Source organism: Bacillus sp. ISL-4, from assembly GCF_018613275.1.
In the GTDB taxonomy this organism is placed as follows: domain Bacteria; phylum Bacillota; class Bacilli; order Bacillales; family DSM-1321; genus Peribacillus; species Peribacillus simplex_E.
Genome location: NZ_JAGGQN010000041.1, coordinates 45805 through 64279 on the forward strand (window position 1 = coordinate 45805; position 18475 = coordinate 64279).

Annotated in this window: 20 protein-coding genes and 1 other annotated feature; of the genes, 16 read left to right on the forward strand and 4 right to left on the reverse strand. The window is 43.8% G+C overall.

Annotated elements, in window-relative coordinates; all coding sequences use genetic code 11:
- Positions 1 to 2 precede the first annotated feature (2 nt).
- Positions 3 to 806, forward strand: a complete 804-nt coding sequence (gene minD / locus J7J00_RS22225) for a septum site-determining protein MinD (protein WP_214794672.1) — start codon at positions 3 to 5, stop codon at positions 804 to 806.
- Positions 807 to 934: 128 nt separating this feature from the next.
- Here the strand turns inward: minD and J7J00_RS22230 are convergent, their stop codons facing one another.
- Entirely contained in the window at positions 935 to 1378 is a 444-nt protein-coding gene (locus J7J00_RS22230) for a S1 domain-containing RNA-binding protein (RefSeq protein WP_034308861.1), read from the reverse strand.
- Between the two features lie 258 nt (positions 1379 to 1636).
- On the opposite strand from J7J00_RS22230, the gene J7J00_RS22235 reads away from it, so the two are divergent.
- The 11 genes from J7J00_RS22235 (at position 1637) to J7J00_RS22285 (ending at position 10335) form a co-directional block, all read left to right on the forward strand.
- On the forward strand, positions 1637 to 2386 hold the full coding sequence (locus tag J7J00_RS22235) for a M23 family metallopeptidase (protein ID WP_098370074.1): 750 nt from the start codon (positions 1637 to 1639) through the stop codon (positions 2384 to 2386).
- Positions 2379 to 3245 (forward strand): M50 family metallopeptidase, encoded by an 867-nt coding sequence (locus J7J00_RS22240; RefSeq protein ID WP_214794674.1) that lies wholly within the window; start codon positions 2379 to 2381, stop codon positions 3243 to 3245. The genes J7J00_RS22235 and J7J00_RS22240 overlap by 8 nt, the downstream gene beginning before the upstream one ends.
- Positions 3246 to 3287: 42 nt before the next feature.
- Positions 3288 to 4760 carry an Rne/Rng family ribonuclease gene (locus J7J00_RS22245; RefSeq protein ID WP_214794676.1) on the forward strand — a complete coding sequence of 491 codons (1473 nt, stop codon included), beginning with the start codon at positions 3288 to 3290 and terminating at the stop codon, positions 4758 to 4760.
- A 75-nt stretch (positions 4761 to 4835) separates the two neighbouring features.
- Positions 4836 to 4919: a sequence feature (ribosomal protein L21 leader region), on the forward strand.
- A 13-nt stretch (positions 4920 to 4932) separates the two neighbouring features.
- A complete protein-coding gene (rplU, locus tag J7J00_RS22250) occupies positions 4933 to 5241 on the forward strand; it encodes a 50S ribosomal protein L21 (RefSeq protein ID WP_034308849.1) in 309 nt (102 codons plus the stop codon).
- Between the two features lie 13 nt (positions 5242 to 5254).
- Positions 5255 to 5587 (forward strand): ribosomal-processing cysteine protease Prp, encoded by a 333-nt coding sequence (locus J7J00_RS22255; protein ID WP_056525537.1) that lies wholly within the window; start codon positions 5255 to 5257, stop codon positions 5585 to 5587.
- A gap of 12 nt (positions 5588 to 5599) precedes the next feature.
- Entirely contained in the window at positions 5600 to 5890 is a 291-nt protein-coding gene (rpmA, locus tag J7J00_RS22260) for a 50S ribosomal protein L27 (RefSeq protein WP_034308845.1), read from the forward strand.
- Positions 5891 to 6428: 538 nt separating this feature from the next.
- The gene (locus J7J00_RS22265; protein ID WP_098370077.1) at positions 6429 to 6968 is read left to right on the forward strand and encodes a Spo0B domain-containing protein; all 540 of its coding nucleotides are present in this window, start codon (positions 6429 to 6431) and stop codon (positions 6966 to 6968) included.
- Between the two features lie 48 nt (positions 6969 to 7016).
- Complete coding sequence (obgE, locus tag J7J00_RS22270) at positions 7017 to 8306, forward strand: GTPase ObgE (protein WP_214794678.1); 1290 nt, start codon at positions 7017 to 7019, stop codon at positions 8304 to 8306.
- A 40-nt stretch (positions 8307 to 8346) separates the two neighbouring features.
- On the forward strand, positions 8347 to 8796 hold the full coding sequence (locus J7J00_RS22275; protein ID WP_214794680.1) for an ACT domain-containing protein: 450 nt from the start codon (positions 8347 to 8349) through the stop codon (positions 8794 to 8796).
- A gap of 130 nt (positions 8797 to 8926) precedes the next feature.
- Positions 8927 to 9802 carry a prephenate dehydratase gene (gene pheA / locus J7J00_RS22280; RefSeq protein ID WP_214794682.1) on the forward strand — a complete coding sequence of 292 codons (876 nt, stop codon included), beginning with the start codon at positions 8927 to 8929 and terminating at the stop codon, positions 9800 to 9802.
- Positions 9803 to 10164: 362 nt separating this feature from the next.
- A complete protein-coding gene (locus tag J7J00_RS22285; RefSeq protein ID WP_214794684.1) occupies positions 10165 to 10335 on the forward strand; it encodes a hypothetical protein in 171 nt (56 codons plus the stop codon).
- A gap of 177 nt (positions 10336 to 10512) precedes the next feature.
- Here J7J00_RS22285 and J7J00_RS22290 read toward each other — a convergent pair whose 3' ends face one another.
- Together J7J00_RS22290 and J7J00_RS22295 are read right to left on the reverse strand one after the other, a co-directional pair.
- Complete coding sequence (locus J7J00_RS22290) at positions 10513 to 11043, reverse strand: transcription repressor NadR (protein ID WP_098370081.1); 531 nt, start codon at positions 11041 to 11043, stop codon at positions 10513 to 10515.
- 49 nt (positions 11044 to 11092) lie between these two features.
- Positions 11093 to 12220 (reverse strand): IscS subfamily cysteine desulfurase, encoded by a 1128-nt coding sequence (locus J7J00_RS22295; protein ID WP_214794686.1) that lies wholly within the window; start codon positions 12218 to 12220, stop codon positions 11093 to 11095.
- Positions 12221 to 12323: 103 nt separating this feature from the next.
- Between J7J00_RS22295 and nadB the strand changes: the two genes are divergently transcribed.
- The 3 genes from nadB to nadA are packed head-to-tail and all read left to right on the forward strand — an operon-like array spanning position 12324 to position 15842.
- A complete protein-coding gene (nadB, locus tag J7J00_RS22300) occupies positions 12324 to 13907 on the forward strand; it encodes an L-aspartate oxidase (protein ID WP_214794688.1) in 1584 nt (527 codons plus the stop codon).
- Positions 13888 to 14739 (forward strand): carboxylating nicotinate-nucleotide diphosphorylase, encoded by an 852-nt coding sequence (nadC, locus tag J7J00_RS22305; protein WP_214794690.1) that lies wholly within the window; start codon positions 13888 to 13890, stop codon positions 14737 to 14739. The genes nadB and nadC overlap by 20 nt, the downstream gene beginning before the upstream one ends.
- Positions 14736 to 15842: a quinolinate synthase NadA gene (gene nadA / locus J7J00_RS22310; RefSeq protein ID WP_214794692.1), complete on the forward strand. Its 1107-nt coding sequence runs from the start codon at positions 14736 to 14738 to the stop codon at positions 15840 to 15842. The genes nadC and nadA overlap by 4 nt, the downstream gene beginning before the upstream one ends.
- Before the next feature lie 89 nt (positions 15843 to 15931).
- Here nadA and ypfJ read toward each other — a convergent pair whose 3' ends face one another.
- Positions 15932 to 16777 carry a KPN_02809 family neutral zinc metallopeptidase gene (gene ypfJ, locus J7J00_RS22315; RefSeq protein WP_214794694.1) on the reverse strand — a complete coding sequence of 282 codons (846 nt, stop codon included), beginning with the start codon at positions 16775 to 16777 and terminating at the stop codon, positions 15932 to 15934.
- A gap of 319 nt (positions 16778 to 17096) precedes the next feature.
- Between ypfJ and safA the strand changes: the two genes are divergently transcribed.
- Positions 17097 to 18475: SafA/ExsA family spore coat assembly protein (gene safA / locus J7J00_RS28375; RefSeq protein ID WP_309487225.1), on the forward strand; the 1379-nt coding region annotated here is incomplete at its 3' end.

The window sequence follows — 18475 nt, forward strand, 5'->3', positions numbered from 1 at the left end:
TCGTGGGAGAGGCAATAGTTATAACATCCGGTAAGGGTGGTGTCGGGAAAACGACCACCTCCGCCAATTTAGGAACATCTTTAGCTCTTCTAGGCAAGAAGGTTTGCTTGATTGATACGGATATTGGTCTTCGGAATTTGGATGTGATCATGGGATTGGAAAATCGCATCATCTATGATTTGGTCGATGTGGTCGAAGGGCGCTGTAAGTTACACCAGGCGCTCATTAAGGATAAACATTTCGAGGATTTGCTTTATTTGCTTCCAGCTCCACAAAATAGTGATAAAACAGTGGTGAATGAAGAGCAGATGAGGAAACTCATAGGCGATATGAAGCCTGACTATGATTATGTCATCATTGATTGCCCTGCAGGCATTGAACAGGGCTTCAGGAACGCCATAGCTGGAGCGGATAAGGCAATCATCGTTACGACTGCAGAGAGACCGGCTGTCAGGGATGCAGACCGTATTATTGGCTTGCTTGAAAAAGAAGAGCATATTGAACCGCCTCAATTGATCATCAACCGGATACGCGGCCATTTGCTACATGAGGATGAAGAAATGGATATCGATGGAGTTGCCGATTTTCTTAAGATTGATTTGATCGGCGTCATTCCTGATGATGACCAAGTCATCGTGGCAGCGAATAAAAAGGAACCCATTGCCTATAATCCAGACAATAGAGTTTCGCTTGCCTATCGGAACATTGCCAGAAGGATCCTTGGTGAATCTGTACCCTTGACTCCAATTGGCAGCGAACCAAAGGGCTTCATGTCCAAATTGAAAAAATTCTTTAGCGTGCGGTAAATCTATATTCTTTTGTCAGGAAGCGGGGAGCATTTGATGCCCTCGCTTTTTTTTATGCTTCTTGCAAAATAAAAAAGGCAAGCCATATACTGGCCTGCCTGATCTATATGCTAAAAATGCAGCGCGGGTTATCCGCGTCTTCCACCTCTGCCGCCGCGTTTTGATTCGGTGCTGCGTTTAAGAGTCGATAAATTTTCTTCACTAGTCTTTAAAAAGCGAACCATTTTATCTTCGAAATTTTCCTTTGGTTGGAAATTACCTTTTGAACGAAAGTCTTTAGAACGGCTATCCCCTTGGCGTGGTGGGCGTTTGGTATAAGAAGAGGTTTGCCCTTCGGGTCTATCTATAGCCTTTTTGATGGACAAGGCAGTTTTTCCGTCTTTCTCACTAATCACTTTTACTTCAATTTGGTCGCCTACTTTAAGATGGTCATTTACGTCTTTTACATAGCTATCTGCTACCTCACTGATATGCACAAGACCTGTTGAGCCTCCTGGTAATTCTACGAATGCTCCAAAATTAGTGATACCTGTTACTTTACCTTGTACTTTGCTGCCTATTTCGATTGACATAAAAAAATGTTCCCCCTCAATAATGTTAAAACCACTTTATTATAACAAATTTCGGGGAACAATATCAATCTCAATTATTCGATTTTCTGAATCAATACCCGAATCTCCTTGGGAATTCATAAGTTTCCGGATGATTTTTCATTGGAAAAAAATTTTTCAGGGATGTGCAGAAAGAAAATCTTTTCTCCGTCATAGTCTGGACAAGTTGCTCATACGTTGTAATATAGCGCTTTGACATGAGCAGGGGGGAAATCTGGAATGGATGATCGCAGGAAAGATATCCGAAATCGTATCGCCAAGAGACGCAAGTTCAATGATAAACCGGCAGGTGGCAGTAGTTGGACGGAGATCAACAATGAGGAACCATATGGGATTGATTCATATAACGGGTATTCCGAGAAAGATCATCCGCTCTTCAAGAAAGAATATTTTTTCTTTAAAATCCTTGCCAGTGTATGCCTGTTCTTGATTATCGCTGTGATGTTCAAACACCCTTCTGTGAGGCTGGACCCTGCCAGAAGTTTTGTCACGGAGAACATGAACAAGGAATTTCAATTCGCTTCAATCTCCAACTGGTATGAAAGTGCGTTTGGTAAACCGATCGCTTTTTTACCGAATGAAGCCGATAAGGAAACTGTTGATTCGAATGGAGAATATGCAATGCCAGCCTCTGCGAAGATTACCCAAAACTTCGAGACGAACGGTGAGGGAATCATATTGGAAACGAGCAAAGGCTCAAAGGTCGAGGCCGTCAATGAAGGGGTAGTCATTTTTGCCGGTGAAAAGGAGGGGATTGGAAAGACGGTCGTCATTCAGCATGCCAATAAAAGTGAATCTTGGTATGGGCAGCTGGAAGGAATTGATGTGAAATTGTATGAGTTCGTTAAAAAGGGCAATGAAGTCGGACAGGTTACACTAAGTGAAGATGGATCCAAGGGCAGATTTTATTTGGCGATAAAAGAAAATGATGCTTTCGTCGATCCTAAAAAGGTGATTTCCTTTGAGTGAATACGGGAAATTACTGTTTAAAATCAGGGTGCACCCGACATTGTGGTTTGTCATTGGCATCGCCATCCTCACTGCCCATTTCGTTGAAGTGATGATGCTGTTGCTCATCGTCTTCATTCATGAAATGGGGCACGCTGTCTGTGCCCAGCATTTCAAATGGCGGATAAAGTCAATTCAGCTGCTTCCTTTTGGGGGGGCTGTCGAGACTGAGGAGTACGGAAATAAGAGTTTGAAGGAGGATTTGGCGGTAGTGCTTGCCGGTCCGCTTCAACATGTTTGGCTCATTGGTGCAGCTTTTTTGCTCTATTTCTTTTCTATCATTCCATATGAGCTGTATCAGCCCTTTTTGTATATGAATCTTATGCTGCTGATTTTTAATCTGCTGCCAATTTGGCCCTTGGACGGGGGACGGCTGCTATTCATCGGTGTATCCCTATACTGCACCTTTCTGGAAGCGCAGAAACATACACTTCACTTTTCTGCAGTATTCGCTATCCTGGCTTTTTTGACCTGGATCATTCTGGATCCGCTCAATTTGAACATCTGGCTCATCATCTTTTTCATAAGTCTCTCACTCGTCATGGAATGGCGGCAGAGGTATTATGCTTTCATCCGCTTTCTTTTGCAGCGCCATTACGGGCATACGAATGATTTGGCGAAACTGAAGCCAATCTCGGTGGATTCACAAGAACCGATTTATAAAGTGCTGGAACTGTTTCAACGCGGTTGTAAACACCCCGTCATCATCATGAAAAACGGGAAAGAGAGCGGCTCGTTGGATGAAACGGAAATCCTTCACGCCTATTTTTCCGAGAAAATGACAAACGGGAAAATCGGCGACCTATTATATTCTTATTAAATATGTTATCCTTTCTTCAAATTGAGGAGAGGATTTTTTTTGATGAAAAAAATGATCGCGAACCTAGCTTCACGCGAAAAAAGAGTGGCCGTACTAGAGAATGGTGTTTTACGTAAACTTGAAATCATGCCGCCTCAAAAGCGCAGTACGGTCGGTAATATTTATCTTGGGAAAGTGACGAAGGTTTTACCGGGAATGGATGCCGTCTTCATTGATTATGGTGCAGAGAAGAATGGTTTTTTACACCGTGACGAGATTCCCTCTTTCCAGCTGACAAAAAAAAGTGAGGGGAAAGCATCCATCGGTCAATTTGTCCATCAGGGAGAAAAGCTGCTAGTTCAGGTGACTCGGGATGAAACGGGCACCAAAGGAGCTAAATTGACTGGGCTGATCGAGTTTTCAACAGAATCCCTCGTATACATACATGGAATAGATTATGTTGGTGTTTCAAAGAAATTCAAAAACGATGATCTTCAAAAGCAGTGGCGGGAAACGGCCTTGCAGCATAAACATCCTGATGAGGGATTGATTGTCCGCACCTCGATGGAGAACGAAAGTGAATCGGTATTCCTTGACAGGTTAACTGGATTGCGGGAGCTCTATAAAGGGCTAGAAGCTAAGGCTGCGTCCTTTAAGGCCCCGTCCATACTCTATGAGAGGGACGCATACCTTGACATGATCATTTCTGAAATGTCGGGAACGGCGACAGGGGAACTTGCCATCGATGATTTCGAGGCTTATCTGGAGTTGAAAAAGTGGATACAGGAAAACCGTAAGGAGTGGGATATATCCCATGTATCGGGTCCAAAGAATATTTTTTCCGAATGGAATGTCGAAGCGCAAGTTGAGAAAATGGCCAAGAAAATCGTTTGGCTTGAGAATGGCGGATATTTAATTTTTGAAGAAACGGAAGCTTTCACCGTAATCGATGTCAATTCAGGTAAGTTCACCGGAAAGGTGGCGAAGGAAGCAACATTGTTTGCGGTTAATCAGGCTGCGGCGAAAGAAGTCGCCCGTCAACTGAGATTGAGGAATATCAGCGGGATCATCTTGATAGATTTCATCAATATGGACAATTCACGGCATAAGCAGGAAATCATCGATATCGTCAAAAAGGAAGCGGTGAGGGATGAGAAGCGAATCCAGGTCATCGGCTTTACGGAATTGGGCATTTTACAAATGACGAGAAAACGAACCTCCCCGTCTTTAAGTGAAATGATGTCGGTACCATGCCCCGTGTGCAGTGGAAGCGGTAAAATCGAGAGCCCGGAAACGGTGGCCTTCCGGTTGGAACGGGAACTGCTGGAACACAGGAAGACGGATGATGAAGCGGTCTGGGTGGAGGTCAGTAAAGCAGTGGCGGACGTGCTGCTTGGCGAAAAAGAATCATATCGGCCGACACTGGAGGAATGGATCGCTAAAAAGATATTCCTATCTTTTATCCCAGGTTCGAGGAATGCCTATTCCATCAAGCGCTTCGGGAGCGTTCAGGAAATCGAGCGAGCTTTCAAGTGATGGACGAGAATTCCTACAAATATATTGACAGCTCTTCCGGTTTCATGATAGGATTTTAATGTTATGTTTGTAGCACCCGTGCTACAACCGCTCAACAACAGGTCTTAAGCTTTTGTCTATTTGACAAGACGCCTGTGATTGGCGAGTCTGAGACATTTAAGGAGGTGCAAGTATGTACGCAATTATCGAAACTGGCGGTAAACAAATTAAAGTAGCAGCTGGCGAAGCGGTTTACATTGAAAAATTAAACGCAGAAGCAGGCGAAACTGTTACATTTGACAAAGTTTTATTCGTAGGTGGCGAAGACGTGAAAGTCGGTGCTCCACTAGTGGAAGGCGCTACTGTAACAGGTACTGTCGAGAAACAAGGTAAGCAAAAGAAAATCACTGTTTTCAAATACAAAGCGAAGAAAAACAATCGTAAAAAACAAGGTCATCGTCAACCATACACAAAAGTTGTTATCGAAGCAATCAACGCGTAAGGGCTGATTCTAGATGATTAAAGTTGTATTTGATGCTCCGCAGGAACGGATTACTTCGTTCACCTTAAGCGGACATGCTAATTTTGCTAAAAAAGGTTCTGATATCGTTTGTGCAGGTGTATCGGCTGTTTCCTTCGGGTCAGTCAATGCGATTATGTCCTTAACGGATGTAGAGCCTGAGATTGAGCAAGGGAGAGAAGGCGGCTATCTTCGCTGCGTTATTCCGGCGAATCTTTCACCGGAATCCGAAGAAAAGGTGCAGCTGCTCTTGAACAGTATGCTCATATCACTGCAAACCATCGAACGTGATTATGGTAAATACATGAAAATTATCCTCAACCAATAGGAGGTGGAACAAATGTTAAGATTAAATCTTCAGTTCTTCGCTTCGAAAAAAGGAGTAGGTTCTACAAAGAACGGACGTGACTCTCAATCTAAGCGTCTTGGCGCTAAACGTGCAGATGGTCAATTCGTTTCTGGTGGTTCTATCCTTTACCGTCAACGCGGAACAAAAATCTATCCAGGTGAGAACGTAGGCCGTGGTGGAGACGATACTCTATACGCTAAAGTAGACGGTGTTGTTAAATTCGAACGTTTCGGACGTGACCGTAAAAAAGTAAGCGTATATCCAGTTGCACAAGAAGCATAATTGGCATCTTTGAACAGAGGCTGACTCAAAAGGGTCTGATTCCTTCTACAAGACACTATATACCGCGTCATTTTTAATAATGGTATGTTATATAGTGATGAAGGGGTCCGGCCCTTTATTTATACTATAGGAACGAACCAGCATTTTGCAGGAGACTTTAGTCATTAGTATAAGGAAAACAATCTCTGACTTACAAATGGCTCGCCAATCGGCGGGCTTTCTTAAACTTTCAGGGGGGAAATCCAAGAATACTCATCCATCCGATTTGGTTAAACCAAATAGACACTCCAATTCAACTATAATATCTCCAATTGGTGCATAAATAAGGCCCATTCTCTTTTTTAGTTCAAATGGCTCTACCATCGTCCAAAGAACTCAGGGTGTGCGGCTGTATTTTTTGGACGGGGGCTTTCATGTGAAGGCATGTGAATCAAGCTTTATTTCCTGTTTGTTGTTTTTTTGATATACTGTACAAATGGAAGTATTCAACATGATAGAGCCGAAAAAAGTTTCTTTATCATAATTGAAGGTGTTAATAATGGATAAAAATTGGACGACTATTGAAACTCTGCGTCAAACCAGGCATGACTGGCTGAATAAAATTCAAATCATCAAAGGGAATCTGGAGTTGAACAGAATCGACCGTGTCAAGGGCATCATTGATGAAATCATTGTTGAAACCCAGAATGAAGCACGCCTTTCCAGTTTGAATTTACCTAAATTCACCGAGATGCTGTTGACGTCGAATTGGAATAATGGATCCTTTTATTGCGAATATGAAATCATTGATGTTTTTGAAGGCTCAACTGAGATGGACGGGCTGATGTATCGCTGGACAAACGATTTCTTTAAAATTCTGGATAAGAACCTGGATCCGTTTTTTGAAAATATACTGGCTGTTTCCATGTGTAAAAAAGAAGTGAGCGATATGCACTGTTCATTTCATATGCAAGGCAGGTTCATTGATCAATCCCCAGTGATCGAGTTTTTGGAAAGTTCATTGACGGCCGAGCAATCAATTGAAATTCTTGAATGTAATGAGGATGAAATATTTTTTAAGATGGATATTAACTTTTAGAGAAGTATACAGCAAGAAATGACTTGCAGAAAACAAGGAAGTGATAGCATGTTTGTCGATCAAACGAAAGTCTATATAAAAGGCGGAGACGGTGGTAACGGAATAGTTGCTTATCGTCGTGAGAAATTCATACCAAAAGGCGGACCTGCCGGCGGAGATGGCGGTAATGGGGCAAATGTCGTTTTTGAAGTGGAAGAGGGCTTGCGTACGTTAATGGATTTCCGTTATCAACGTCACTTTAAGGCACCCCGCGGAGAACATGGCATGTCCAAAAACATGCATGGTGCGACCGCAAAGGATATGGTCATCAAAGTTCCACCAGGCACGGTTGTCATTGATGAAAAAACGAAGGAAGTCATTGCTGATTTAGTTGAGCACGGGCAGCGCGCCATTATCGCAAAGGGTGGCCGTGGAGGCCGGGGAAATTCCCGTTTTGCTACACCTGCCAATCCTGCACCTGAAATCGCGGAGAATGGTGAACCGGGCCAAGAGCGCGATATAATCATGGAATTGAAACTGTTGGCTGATGTCGGTTTGGTTGGTTTCCCAAGTGTAGGGAAATCCACTTTGCTTTCTGTCGTATCCGCAGCAAGACCTAAAATTGCCGAATACCATTTTACAACGATCGTTCCTAACCTCGGAATGGTGGAAACGGAAGATCACCGTAGCTTTGTCATGGCCGATTTACCGGGTTTGATCGAAGGCGCTTCAGAAGGAGTGGGCCTTGGACATCAATTCCTGCGCCATATTGAAAGAACGAGAGTAATCGTTCATGTAATAGATATGTCGGGTCTTGAAGGCAGGGATCCATATGAAGACTACCAAACAATCAATAAAGAGTTGGAAGAGTATAACCTGCGCTTGACTGAACGTCCGCAAATCATTGTAGCAAGTAAAATGGATATGCCGGACTCAGCAGATAATTTAGCAGCATTCAAAGAAAAGCTTGAAGAAGACTATCCTGTCTTCCCGATTTCTGCCGTAACGCGTGAAGGAATCCGTGAGCTTCTTTATGCAATTGCTGATAAAATCGAAGAAACGCCTGAGTTCCCTCTTGATCATGAAGAAGAGAATACTGGAATACACCGGGTTCTTTATAAACATACATCACAGTCGGATGAATTTAACATTGAACGCGAATCCGATGGCAGCTTTGCCGTATCAGGATTCAAGATCGAGCGTCTATTCAAAATGACTGACTTCACCCGTGATGAGTCCGTGCGTCGTTTCGCCAGACAGCTTCGTTCATTCGGAGTTGACGAAGGCCTTCGTAAAAAAGGTGCGACAAATGGCGATATCGTCCGTATCCTTGAATATGAATTTGAATTTGTTGATTGATTGTAAACCATGATGGCAGGCAAAAGGAGGCGTGCGGAGTTTGAATAAGGCCGATCAGAAGTTTTTCCTCGTTCGAGAGGATGTCCTTCCCGAAGCGATGAAAAAAACGCTGGATGCAAAAGAAATGATTGAACGGGGAAAAGCAGAATCAGTTTGGGAAGCGGTACAGCGAGTGGACCTAAGCAGGAGTGCATTTTACAAATACCGTGACACGGTTTTTCCGTTTCATACAATTGTGAAGGAAAAGCTGATTACACTGTTCTTCTATCTCGAAGATCGTTCTGGTACTCTATCGGAGCTCTTACGGCTCGTCGCCTCATCCGGTTGCAACATCATGACCATCCACCAAACGATTCCTTTGCAGGGACGTGCAAATGTCACCCTATCCCTTAATACGGGCGGGATGACGATGGATATTGATGATCTGCTTACTAAACTGCGTAAAATGGAGTTCGTCGAAAAAGTCGAAATCATTGGTAACGGCGCATGAAAACAGCCTGTACATTTCAGATGTACAGGCTGTTTTCATTTGTAAGAGGAAATTAACGATTAAGTATTGTAAAAAATCAGAAAATGGCATAACATAAACAGTAGATTTTCCGTGAGAAGGAGTTTATAATATGACATCAAAAATTGCATTTCTTGGACCAAAAGCAACATTCACGGATTTAGCTGTATCGCGACTATTTCCTAATGATATAAAAATACCGATGAACACGATTCCGGACTGCCTTGATGCTGTTCGGGACGGGGAAGTGAATCACGCGCTCGTGCCGATCGAGAATGCTTTGGAGGGTTCGGTAAATATAACGATGGATTACTTAGTCCATGAAGTCACATTACCGATGAAAGGCGAAGTGACGATTCCGATCCAACAGCATTATATGGTGCATCCAGATCATGCATATCCTGGTTTCAAACCCGACATGGTTTATTCGCATTCCCATGCCATTGCTCAATGCCGCAAATTTCTACATAATGAGCTAAGGGGCATTCCATATGAGTATGTCACATCCACTGCAGCCGCTGCGAAGATGGTGATGGAGAATCCCGATATCAATATTGCTGCGATTGCAAATGATATGGCTGCGGAGGAGTACGGTTTAACGATTGTAAAACAAAATATTCACGATTACGAGCATAATCACACCAAGTTTATCGTCGTATCCAACAGTGAAGTCGACTATGAAGGGCATTTGACCGTTGAAGGGGACAAGAAAACGACCTTGATGATTCAGCTGCCTGCCGACCACTCAGGGCAGCTGCACCAAGTCCTTTCCGCTTTTTCCTGGAGGAAACTGAACCTTTCCAAGATTGAATCGAGACCAATGAAAACAGGATTGGGCAATTACTTCTTCATCATCGACATCGAAATGTCTCTTGATGATGTCCTCATCCCAGGAGCGATCTCTGAACTCGAGGCCTTGGGATGTACGGTTTCGATCATGGGAAGCTATTCATGCTTTAAAGTCCAAACTGGTGTACCGCAACGATGAATGATAAATGGTATAACCTCAGCTGATACAATAAATAAGAAGGGTGCCCCGGGAGTATTTCCGGGGCATTTTTTGTGTTCGTCAAGATTTATAATTCTATATAGAAATAGGCAGGAATGAATGCTATTCATTATTTGATTTTGAGGAAGATGGCTTTATGTTTTTCATGATAAAAAGAGCCTATGACTCTGAATGGAAAACAAACACCGATTGTGATGAACGCAAATACAATAAGTAAATCCCGTTAGGCCGCCTGTGGAAATAGGAACAGTAATACAATACGTTGATGACTAAATCAGTGGAAGCACCTTTTTTATCAAAAATGTGGTGGTAAGCAGAGATGGATAATCAATTCAATTTTGTTGGCGATTGGGAATTCGATGCAAGCGATAGGCGGAATTGCCGAACTTAAAAATAGTGTTCTAGAAAAAGACCAAGAAAAGGATGAAAAGGAAGAAGAGCAAGATAAGGAGCAGGAACTACAAAATATCAATATCCTTATATGGAAGAGAAGCCATCTGATGCTGAATTAATCCAAGCGACGGGAGGCGGTTCCGTCATTAGTCTTATCGGGCAGTTGAGAAGTAACGAGGAAGAAAAAGAAAACTCCGGGTAAGGCAGCTCAAATGAAAGCAATTCCGATGGTGAGTGAGCATAATGGCCAATAAAAAAATCCTCAAAAGATATGGTTTTGAGGATTTTGCGTTCATTCAATCGACTAAAATGCCAGCATCCCTTAAAGCACACTCCGCTTCGTCGAGCAGTTCTTCAGATGCTGCGCTCAGTGTATGGAGATGGATGCCGCTCGTCAGTTCTGATAAAAAAGATGCGTTCGTTGCCGTCACCCTTGAAAGGAATTGCTGGACTTCCTTCCGGCTGCTGACCATGATGGAAGCGGTTAGGTCGCCGTATACGGGGTGCTCTATTTTAACATCTTTAACCGTGATGCCGATATCCACGAGTAAATATAGCTCTTCTTGGGTCCGCGAAGGATCGTGTTGGCAAGCAATGATCCTTTCCGGCTTTTGCGTGCTCCCCGTTTGTAAGTACAGATAGCCTTGGCTCGTGGCAATGATAGGTTCATTCCGCGCTTTCAGGAGGGTTATGTCACCAACGATAACCTGCCGGCTTACATTCGTTATCTGCGAAAGCTCGCTGCCCGTTACAGGCTCCGCGCTTGTTTGCAATAAATGTAAGAGTTTCGTCCGTCTTTCTTCCCCGAGTAATTTCTTTCTTTCCATAAACATTCACCTCTTTAATTACAAACATTCTAACACAGATTGGAGGGTTTTATCGAATGGCAGCTATTCCTTCGATGCATTCCGCCAACTTGTGAATGTCGTCTGCCGTCGTGTTTTTGCCAAAGGAAAGGCGGACGAATTGATGGGCTTCATCTTCGCTTTTCCCAATGGCCATCATCGTTTTTGAAGGATCCTGTTTACCGATTTGACAGGCACTTCCCGTCGAAACAGCGAATCCTTTCTGGTTTAATTCCAGCATGATGTACTGTCCTTGCAGTCCAGCGAAGGTCAGCGCCAGAATGTGAGGCAATTGCGCGCTTTTTGCTTCGATGATTTGAAAATCGATTTTCCTTTCCGTTAGCCGTTGGATCAATTGCATCCTAAGTGTGGAAATCCGTTTCCGTTCATCTTCCATGATATCCCCCAATTTCTTGGCAGCGGTTACGAAGGAAGCAATTCCGGGGACGTCCACTGTTCCTGGTCTGAAACCATATTCATGAGTGATATTCGGTACAGAAGGCTTCAACCGGTGGATGTCCGGGAAAATGACGGCCCCAGTCCCTTTTGGACCATAAACCTTATGACTGGAAACGGATAATCCATCACATGAGGCAGCTATCTTCCCAAGCGGTAATTTAGCAAATGATTGGACACAATCCACATGAAAAAAAGCCTGGTGTTTTCGAACGATTTCACTTATTTGTTCAATGGGTTGAATGACCCCGATTTCCGAATTCACATGCTGGACAATGACCAAGCATGTTTTCTCCGACATACATTCCTGCAGATGTTCAATATCAACCCGGCCATCTTCCAAATGCCGTAAATAAGTAACCTCGAATCCTTCTTGTTCAAGTTTTGACACGAAATTGGCAAGAGATGCATGTTCAGTTCTGCTTACAATCAAGTGGTTCTGCCAGGATGGTTTCGAAGCGATGAATGTATCGATGGCAAGCATGTTGCTTTCCGATCCGCCGCTCGTAAAGATGATTCCTTCCTTTTTTATGTTCAGCATTTCTGCGAGTTGCTGTCGTGACATATCCAATAAACGTGCCGCTTCAGAGCCAATATCATGCAAACTGCTCGCATTCCCGAAAAACTTCCGGGATGCTTGGCTGAATACGTCGAGAGCCTCCTCATCAATCGGAGTTGTTGCGGCGTAATCCAAATAAATCATGAAATCACTTCCATCCTTTAATCTTAAAAAACTCTTGATAATAGTTTAATAATATGTAAATATAGTTGTCAAGACACCTGTCATAAACAGGAGGAATGAAATAATGGTAAAAGCGGAAATCATCGTGATAGGCAGCGGGATTGCTGCCTTGAAAACGGCATTGGAAGCAAGTGAACATAAGCATGTGATACTCATCACAAAATCAAATATCCGTCATGGTAATTCTTATTTAGCTCAGGGCGGGATTGCTGCTGCAATATCTGATCGTGACCGAGTATCCTTTCATAAAAAAGATACGCTGGCGGCTGGTCAGCGATATAACAAGGTGAAGGCAGTGGAAAAACTCGTCGAAGAGGCACCTTCGGTTATAGCTGAACTTATTGATTTGGGTATGCGATTTGACCATGATGATGACGGAACTCTATTGCTTGGCATGGAGGGCGCCCACAGTGAACGAAGAATCCTCCATAGTCACGGGGATGCTACAGGAAAGTACTTGATGGAACATCTTATAGGACGCTTGAAAAAATCATCGATTACTGTGATGGAGAATGTTGCTGCAGTGGAGTTGATCATCGGGCAAGATGATTCTTGCATAGGAGTCAAAACACTTGATAAGGCAGGGGATCTTGTTGCCTATCAGGCGGAACATACGGTTTTGGCTACAGGCGGCTGTGGTTCCCTATACCATTTCACTTCAAACTCACAAACGGTTTCAGGTGATGGAATCGCACTTGCATTCAAGGCCGGTGCAAAAGTTCGTGACATGGAATTCATACAATTCCATCCGACCCTGCTTTTTGTGAATGGCAAAGCGAAAGGGCTCGTTTCAGAAGCGGTTCGCGGGGATGGTGCGAGATTAGTGACGGAAATGGGAAGGCCGATCATGGAGGATGTCCATAGCTTGAAAGATCTAGCACCAAGGCATATTGTTGCACAGACGATTTTTTCTTATTTGCAGCGCGGTGAAAAGGTATTTTTGGATATTTCGATGATTAAGGATTTTAAAAATCGTTTTCCGACAGTGAGCTCATTATGTGAAAAAAGCGGGCTGGACCTTCAATTGGGGAAAATCCCGGTTGCACCAGGAAACCATTTTCTAATGGGAGGGATTGAAGTGGATGAATCGGGGCAAACCTCTGTACCCTCTTTGTATGCAGTTGGTGAAGTGGCATGCACTGGTGTACATGGTGCAAACCGATTGGCAAGCAACTCCCTTCTCGAAGGATTGGTTTTTGGAAATACGCTTGGCCGTTTCCTAGCTAAAGCCCCGGCAAGGTCGATACCGGAAGAGAAAGAGCAGTCCAAGAGTTCCAGTCAAATTTCCTTTTTACCTGATCTCACGACATTGCAGGAAAAATTAATGAATGAAGCGGGAATCGTTCGAAGTGAAGCGGGTTTAACTCGACTGAAGGATTATCTTGAGACATTTAATATCGAAAAATTGCTGCATATGGAAGTAACGGCATTATCGATACAAGAAATAACGAAAATTAATTCCATAATCGTGGCGTGGCTGATTGCCGAATCCGCATTGACCAGAACGGAAAGCAGGGGCGGTCATTTCCGCAGTGACTATCCAAACGAAGATGACGCTCAATGGCTTGAAAATTCGGTTATCCTTGCTTGCACGGATGTAAAAAACCGAGTGAAAGGGAGACGACTATATGAATATATTGAAGCTTAAGCAGATGCTGCAACAATTTTTAATGGAAGATATAGGGGAATGCGATGTAACGAGTGATACGATTTTTGATCAAGGTGAACAAGGAACTTTGACATTCATTGCAAAAGAAGGCGGGGTCTTTAGTGGAGAGGACGTCATCAAGACGGGATTTGCATTGTTGGATGAGCAAATCAAGGTTTTCCTTTTTGTTCAAGATGGCGAAGTTTTCGAAGAAGGACAGCAGCTTGCGAAAATGACCGGCGATATGGCCTCCCTTTTAAAAGGGGAACGGGTCGTTTTGAATCTAGTGCAGCGTATGTCCGGCATTGCAACACAGGCTCATAAAGCTGCCAAGATTTTAGCGGGGACGAAGACGAGAGCTTGTGATACGAGGAAAACTACACCAGGCCTGCGGATGCTTGAAAAATATGCGGTCCGTTCCGGCGGGGCATTCAATCACCGATATGGTCTGTATGATGCAGTCATGATAAAGGACAACCATATTTCTTTCGCTGGGTCCATAACGAAAGCGATTCAAACGGTAAAATCCAAACTGGGACATACCACTAAAGTGGAAGTGGAAACGGAATCACCACAACAGGTGCTTGAAGCTGTGGAAGCCGGTGCAGATATCATCATGTTCGATAATCGGAGCCCCGAAGAAATCAAGCAACTGATTAAATTGGTTCCCGCCCACATCATAACTGAAGCTTCTGGAGGGATCCATTTAGACAATCTAGCCTCATATCGGGAAACAGGGGTAGATTATATTTCGTTGGGCAGCTTGACGCACAGTGTCAGAGCACTTGATATTAGCGCAAAGGTCAAAGAGCAGGAGGGGATATTGAAATGAACATTTTGGAGATGGCTAAAACAGCAGGAAATGCATTGCCTGAAAAGTATAAAACGATGACAAAGGAAGAGATGGAGAATCGGGTCCATGACATTAAGAAACGAATGGGGAACCGTCTTTATATCCCAGGTCATCATTATCAACGGGAGGAAGTCATTCAATTTTCGGATTCAACGGGGGATTCACTTCAATTGGCACAGCTTTCCGCGCAAAATCGCGAAGCAGATTATATCGTGTTTTGTGGCGTGCATTTCATGGCTGAAACAGCGGATATTTTGACGGAAGAAGGGCAGACGGTTATCCTTCCTGACATGCGTGCAGGCTGCTCCATGGCGGATATGGCCGATATTGAACAAACGGAACGGGCGTGGACAAAGCTTCAGGATGTATTTGGCGATACGATCCTTCCGCTAACTTATGTGAATTCCACTGCGGCCATCAAAGCTTTTGTAGGGAAAAATGGCGGGGCGACGGTGACGTCTTCCAATGCACAGGGGATGGTCTCGTGGGCCCTCTCGCAAAAAGAAAGAATCCTTTTTCTTCCCGATCAGCATCTTGGGAGGAATACCGCCTTTGACCTTGGAATCCCATTGAATGAAATGGCTGTCTGGGATCCGCATAAGGATGAATTGATCTATGAAGGGGAACTGGAAGATCTGAAGGTAATTCTTTGGAAAGGACATTGTTCAGTCCATGAAAATTTCACTACGGCGAATATTGAAACGCTTAGAGCGGAGCAGCCTGAAATGAATATCATCGTTCATCCCGAATGTCGCCGTGAGGTAGTCGCCCTGTCAGATTATGCGGGTTCGACATCGTACATCATAAATATGATCGAAAAAGCCGAACCAGGTAGTTCTTGGGCAATCGGCACGGAAATGAACCTTGTCAAGCGTCTAATCGCCAATAATCCTGACAAGAACATCATCTCGTTAAATCCGAATATGTGTCCATGTCTTACAATGAACCGGATTGATCTGCCTCACCTGCTATGGGCGCTTGAATCCATTGAAGAAGGTACCATCATCAATCCGATAAAAGTGGAAAAGAACATTGCGGATAATGCCATCCTAGCATTAAACAGAATGCTGGAGCGCGTTTAAAGTCAGTGCTTTCTAAAAAGATTTTGGATCATAATAAAAAGGGGGATTAGACCCCCTTTTTATTATGTAATCGAAACAGGTAAGAACTTTTAAAGGTTATTCGCTTTAAAAGTATTGCCTTCATTCATATCACCGGATTTAAAACCTTTATTGAACCACCGTTTCCTCTGTTCGGAAGTACCATGCGTGAAGCTGTCTGGCACCACGTACCCTTGTGCTTTTTCTTGGATACGGTCATCCCCCACACCACTTGCTGCATTCAAGGCCTCCTCAAGATCGCCTTCTTCAAGCAAATTCTCTCCTTGGACATGATGTGCCCAAACTCCAGCCAAATAATCGGCCTGTAATTCAAGACGGACAGAAAACCTATTATATTCGGTCTCGCTGACCTTTGAACGATCGGGCATTTCCTTTTCCGTTGTCCCTAAAAGTGTTTGAACGTGATGTCCGACTTCGTGGGCAATGACATAGGCCATGGCGAAATCCCCGGGTGCCTGGAATTCTTGCTTTAACTCTTGATAAAAGCTGAGATCAATATATAGTTTCATGTCACCCGGACAATAAAATGGCCCTACCGAAGAAGCTGCCATCCCGCATGCCGATTCGACACTACCCGAATACAGGACAAGGTTCGGTTCCTTATATTCCAGTCCATTCTTACGGAATTCTTCTGTCCAGACCTGCTCCGTTTCTGCAAGGACGACAGATACGAACTGCGCAAGTTCCTTCTCTTCATCACTTTCGACATAAGAGCCGCCATTGTTTGATTCAGTGGTATTCAAGCTGCCTAGCAATTCGCTTGGATTACCGCCAAGGAGCGTCATGATCAAGACAATTACCAATCCGACCCCTCCGCCGATTCCGGCCATGCCTTTTCCGCTCATGCCTCTTTTGTCCTCGACGTTCGAGCTGCCCTGTCTACCTTTCCATTTCATTATTATTACCCCCAGGGATGTAAGATAAGTACCTGAAGACTAAGCCTTAGGTCATTTAATTTCTTATACCCGGATTTCCATGAGTTTAGACAGAAGCCTGAAAGAAGCGTTTCAGGAATGGAATCCAAAGGGGTGAACTTCCTTTTTCGAGATGTTCCATCATTTATTTCCTCTCCAAAAAAGTACCTTCTATGTCCCTAAATCATTGATCCAATCATAAAAGTCATTTTTCACGCATAAGTTTTCATGATAAAAATAATAGCAATTCACCCACTGCTTCATAGAATATATGGACATATGCACAGGAGGGGTTAACAGCGTGAAAATTCATATAGTCCAAAAAGGCGATACACTTTGGAAACTCGCCAAAAAATACGGCGTCAGTTTTGAAGAACTTAAAAAAGTTAACGCACAATTGAGCAACCCGGACATGATGATGCCCGGAATGAAAATTAAAATACCAGGGACATCCGGAGCTGTAATAAAAGAAACGGGTAAACCAAACGTGAATATTCAGCCGGGAATGAAAGAATCCCAAATTCAACAGTTCCAGCCTCAGCCAGCACCTAAGAAAGAGCAGCAAATTATGCAAAAACCGGCCGTTAAAGAACAGCCGAAATTTCAACTACCAGTAAAAGAACAGCCGAAATTTCAACAGCCGGTAAAAGAGCAGCCAAAATTTCAACAGCCGATAAAAGAGCAACCTATCATTCAAAAACCAGTAAAAGAGCAGAAAATCGTTCCACAGCCAGGTAAGAAAGAGCAGCAAATCGTTCAGCCAAAGCCAATCATTAAAGAAAAGCAAGTAATCGTTCCAAAAGAAGTGCCAGTGCCCATGCCGGTGATTCCGGAGATCGACATCAATAATTATTATATGGTCAACATGACCAATATGAGTGTGCAAAAGCCTCCAGCACCACCACCTTTACCAAAGAAAAAAGAAGCGCCAGTAACCAAAAAGAAGAAAAAGCCAGCTGTACAGCCAGCTCAGGAATATAGTGAGCCGGTGGATGATTGTATTCCAGTAACGCCAATCTTGCCTGGAAGCGGTTATTGTATTCAGCCGCCACCATGGGCGCAAATGCACATGCAAGGCATGCAAGCACCATATCAAGGCGCACAAGGGTATCAGGCGGCTCCGGAAATACAAGGTTATCAAATGATGGAAGAGAGCTCTGATGCTTGGGGGGAGTCTCCTGACATGCAAATGATGGATCAAGGATTCGTCCAAGGGGCGAGCATGAATGCAACAAGCCAGCAACATTATCCATATCAAGCCTCCGCACCGGTTCCGCATCATTATTATGGAGGGATGAATCAACAAGCTCAGGCAGCAGGTTCATATATGCAACAAGATTATGAGTCACCAGGCGAATCGCCTTCTTCATACAATCAAAACTTCCCTCAGCATTATTCCCAGCCTGTCGGTGAGGATGAGGAGGATTGCGGCTGTAATAAGGGGTTACTTGGAACTTATGGGCCGGAAGTGAAGGGGCAGTATCAAGGGAACAAAAAAATGGATGCTAATGTACATCACCATCCAGATTATCACCAATATCAATCCGTTCAATCACAGCAGCAGGCCCCATACCCAGGGATGTCACCGAAACAGTCTCATATGGGGATGGAGATGCCATTCCAATATGAAGATGAGTCAGAAGAATCATATGATGGATTCATGATGATGGGCGGCCAAAA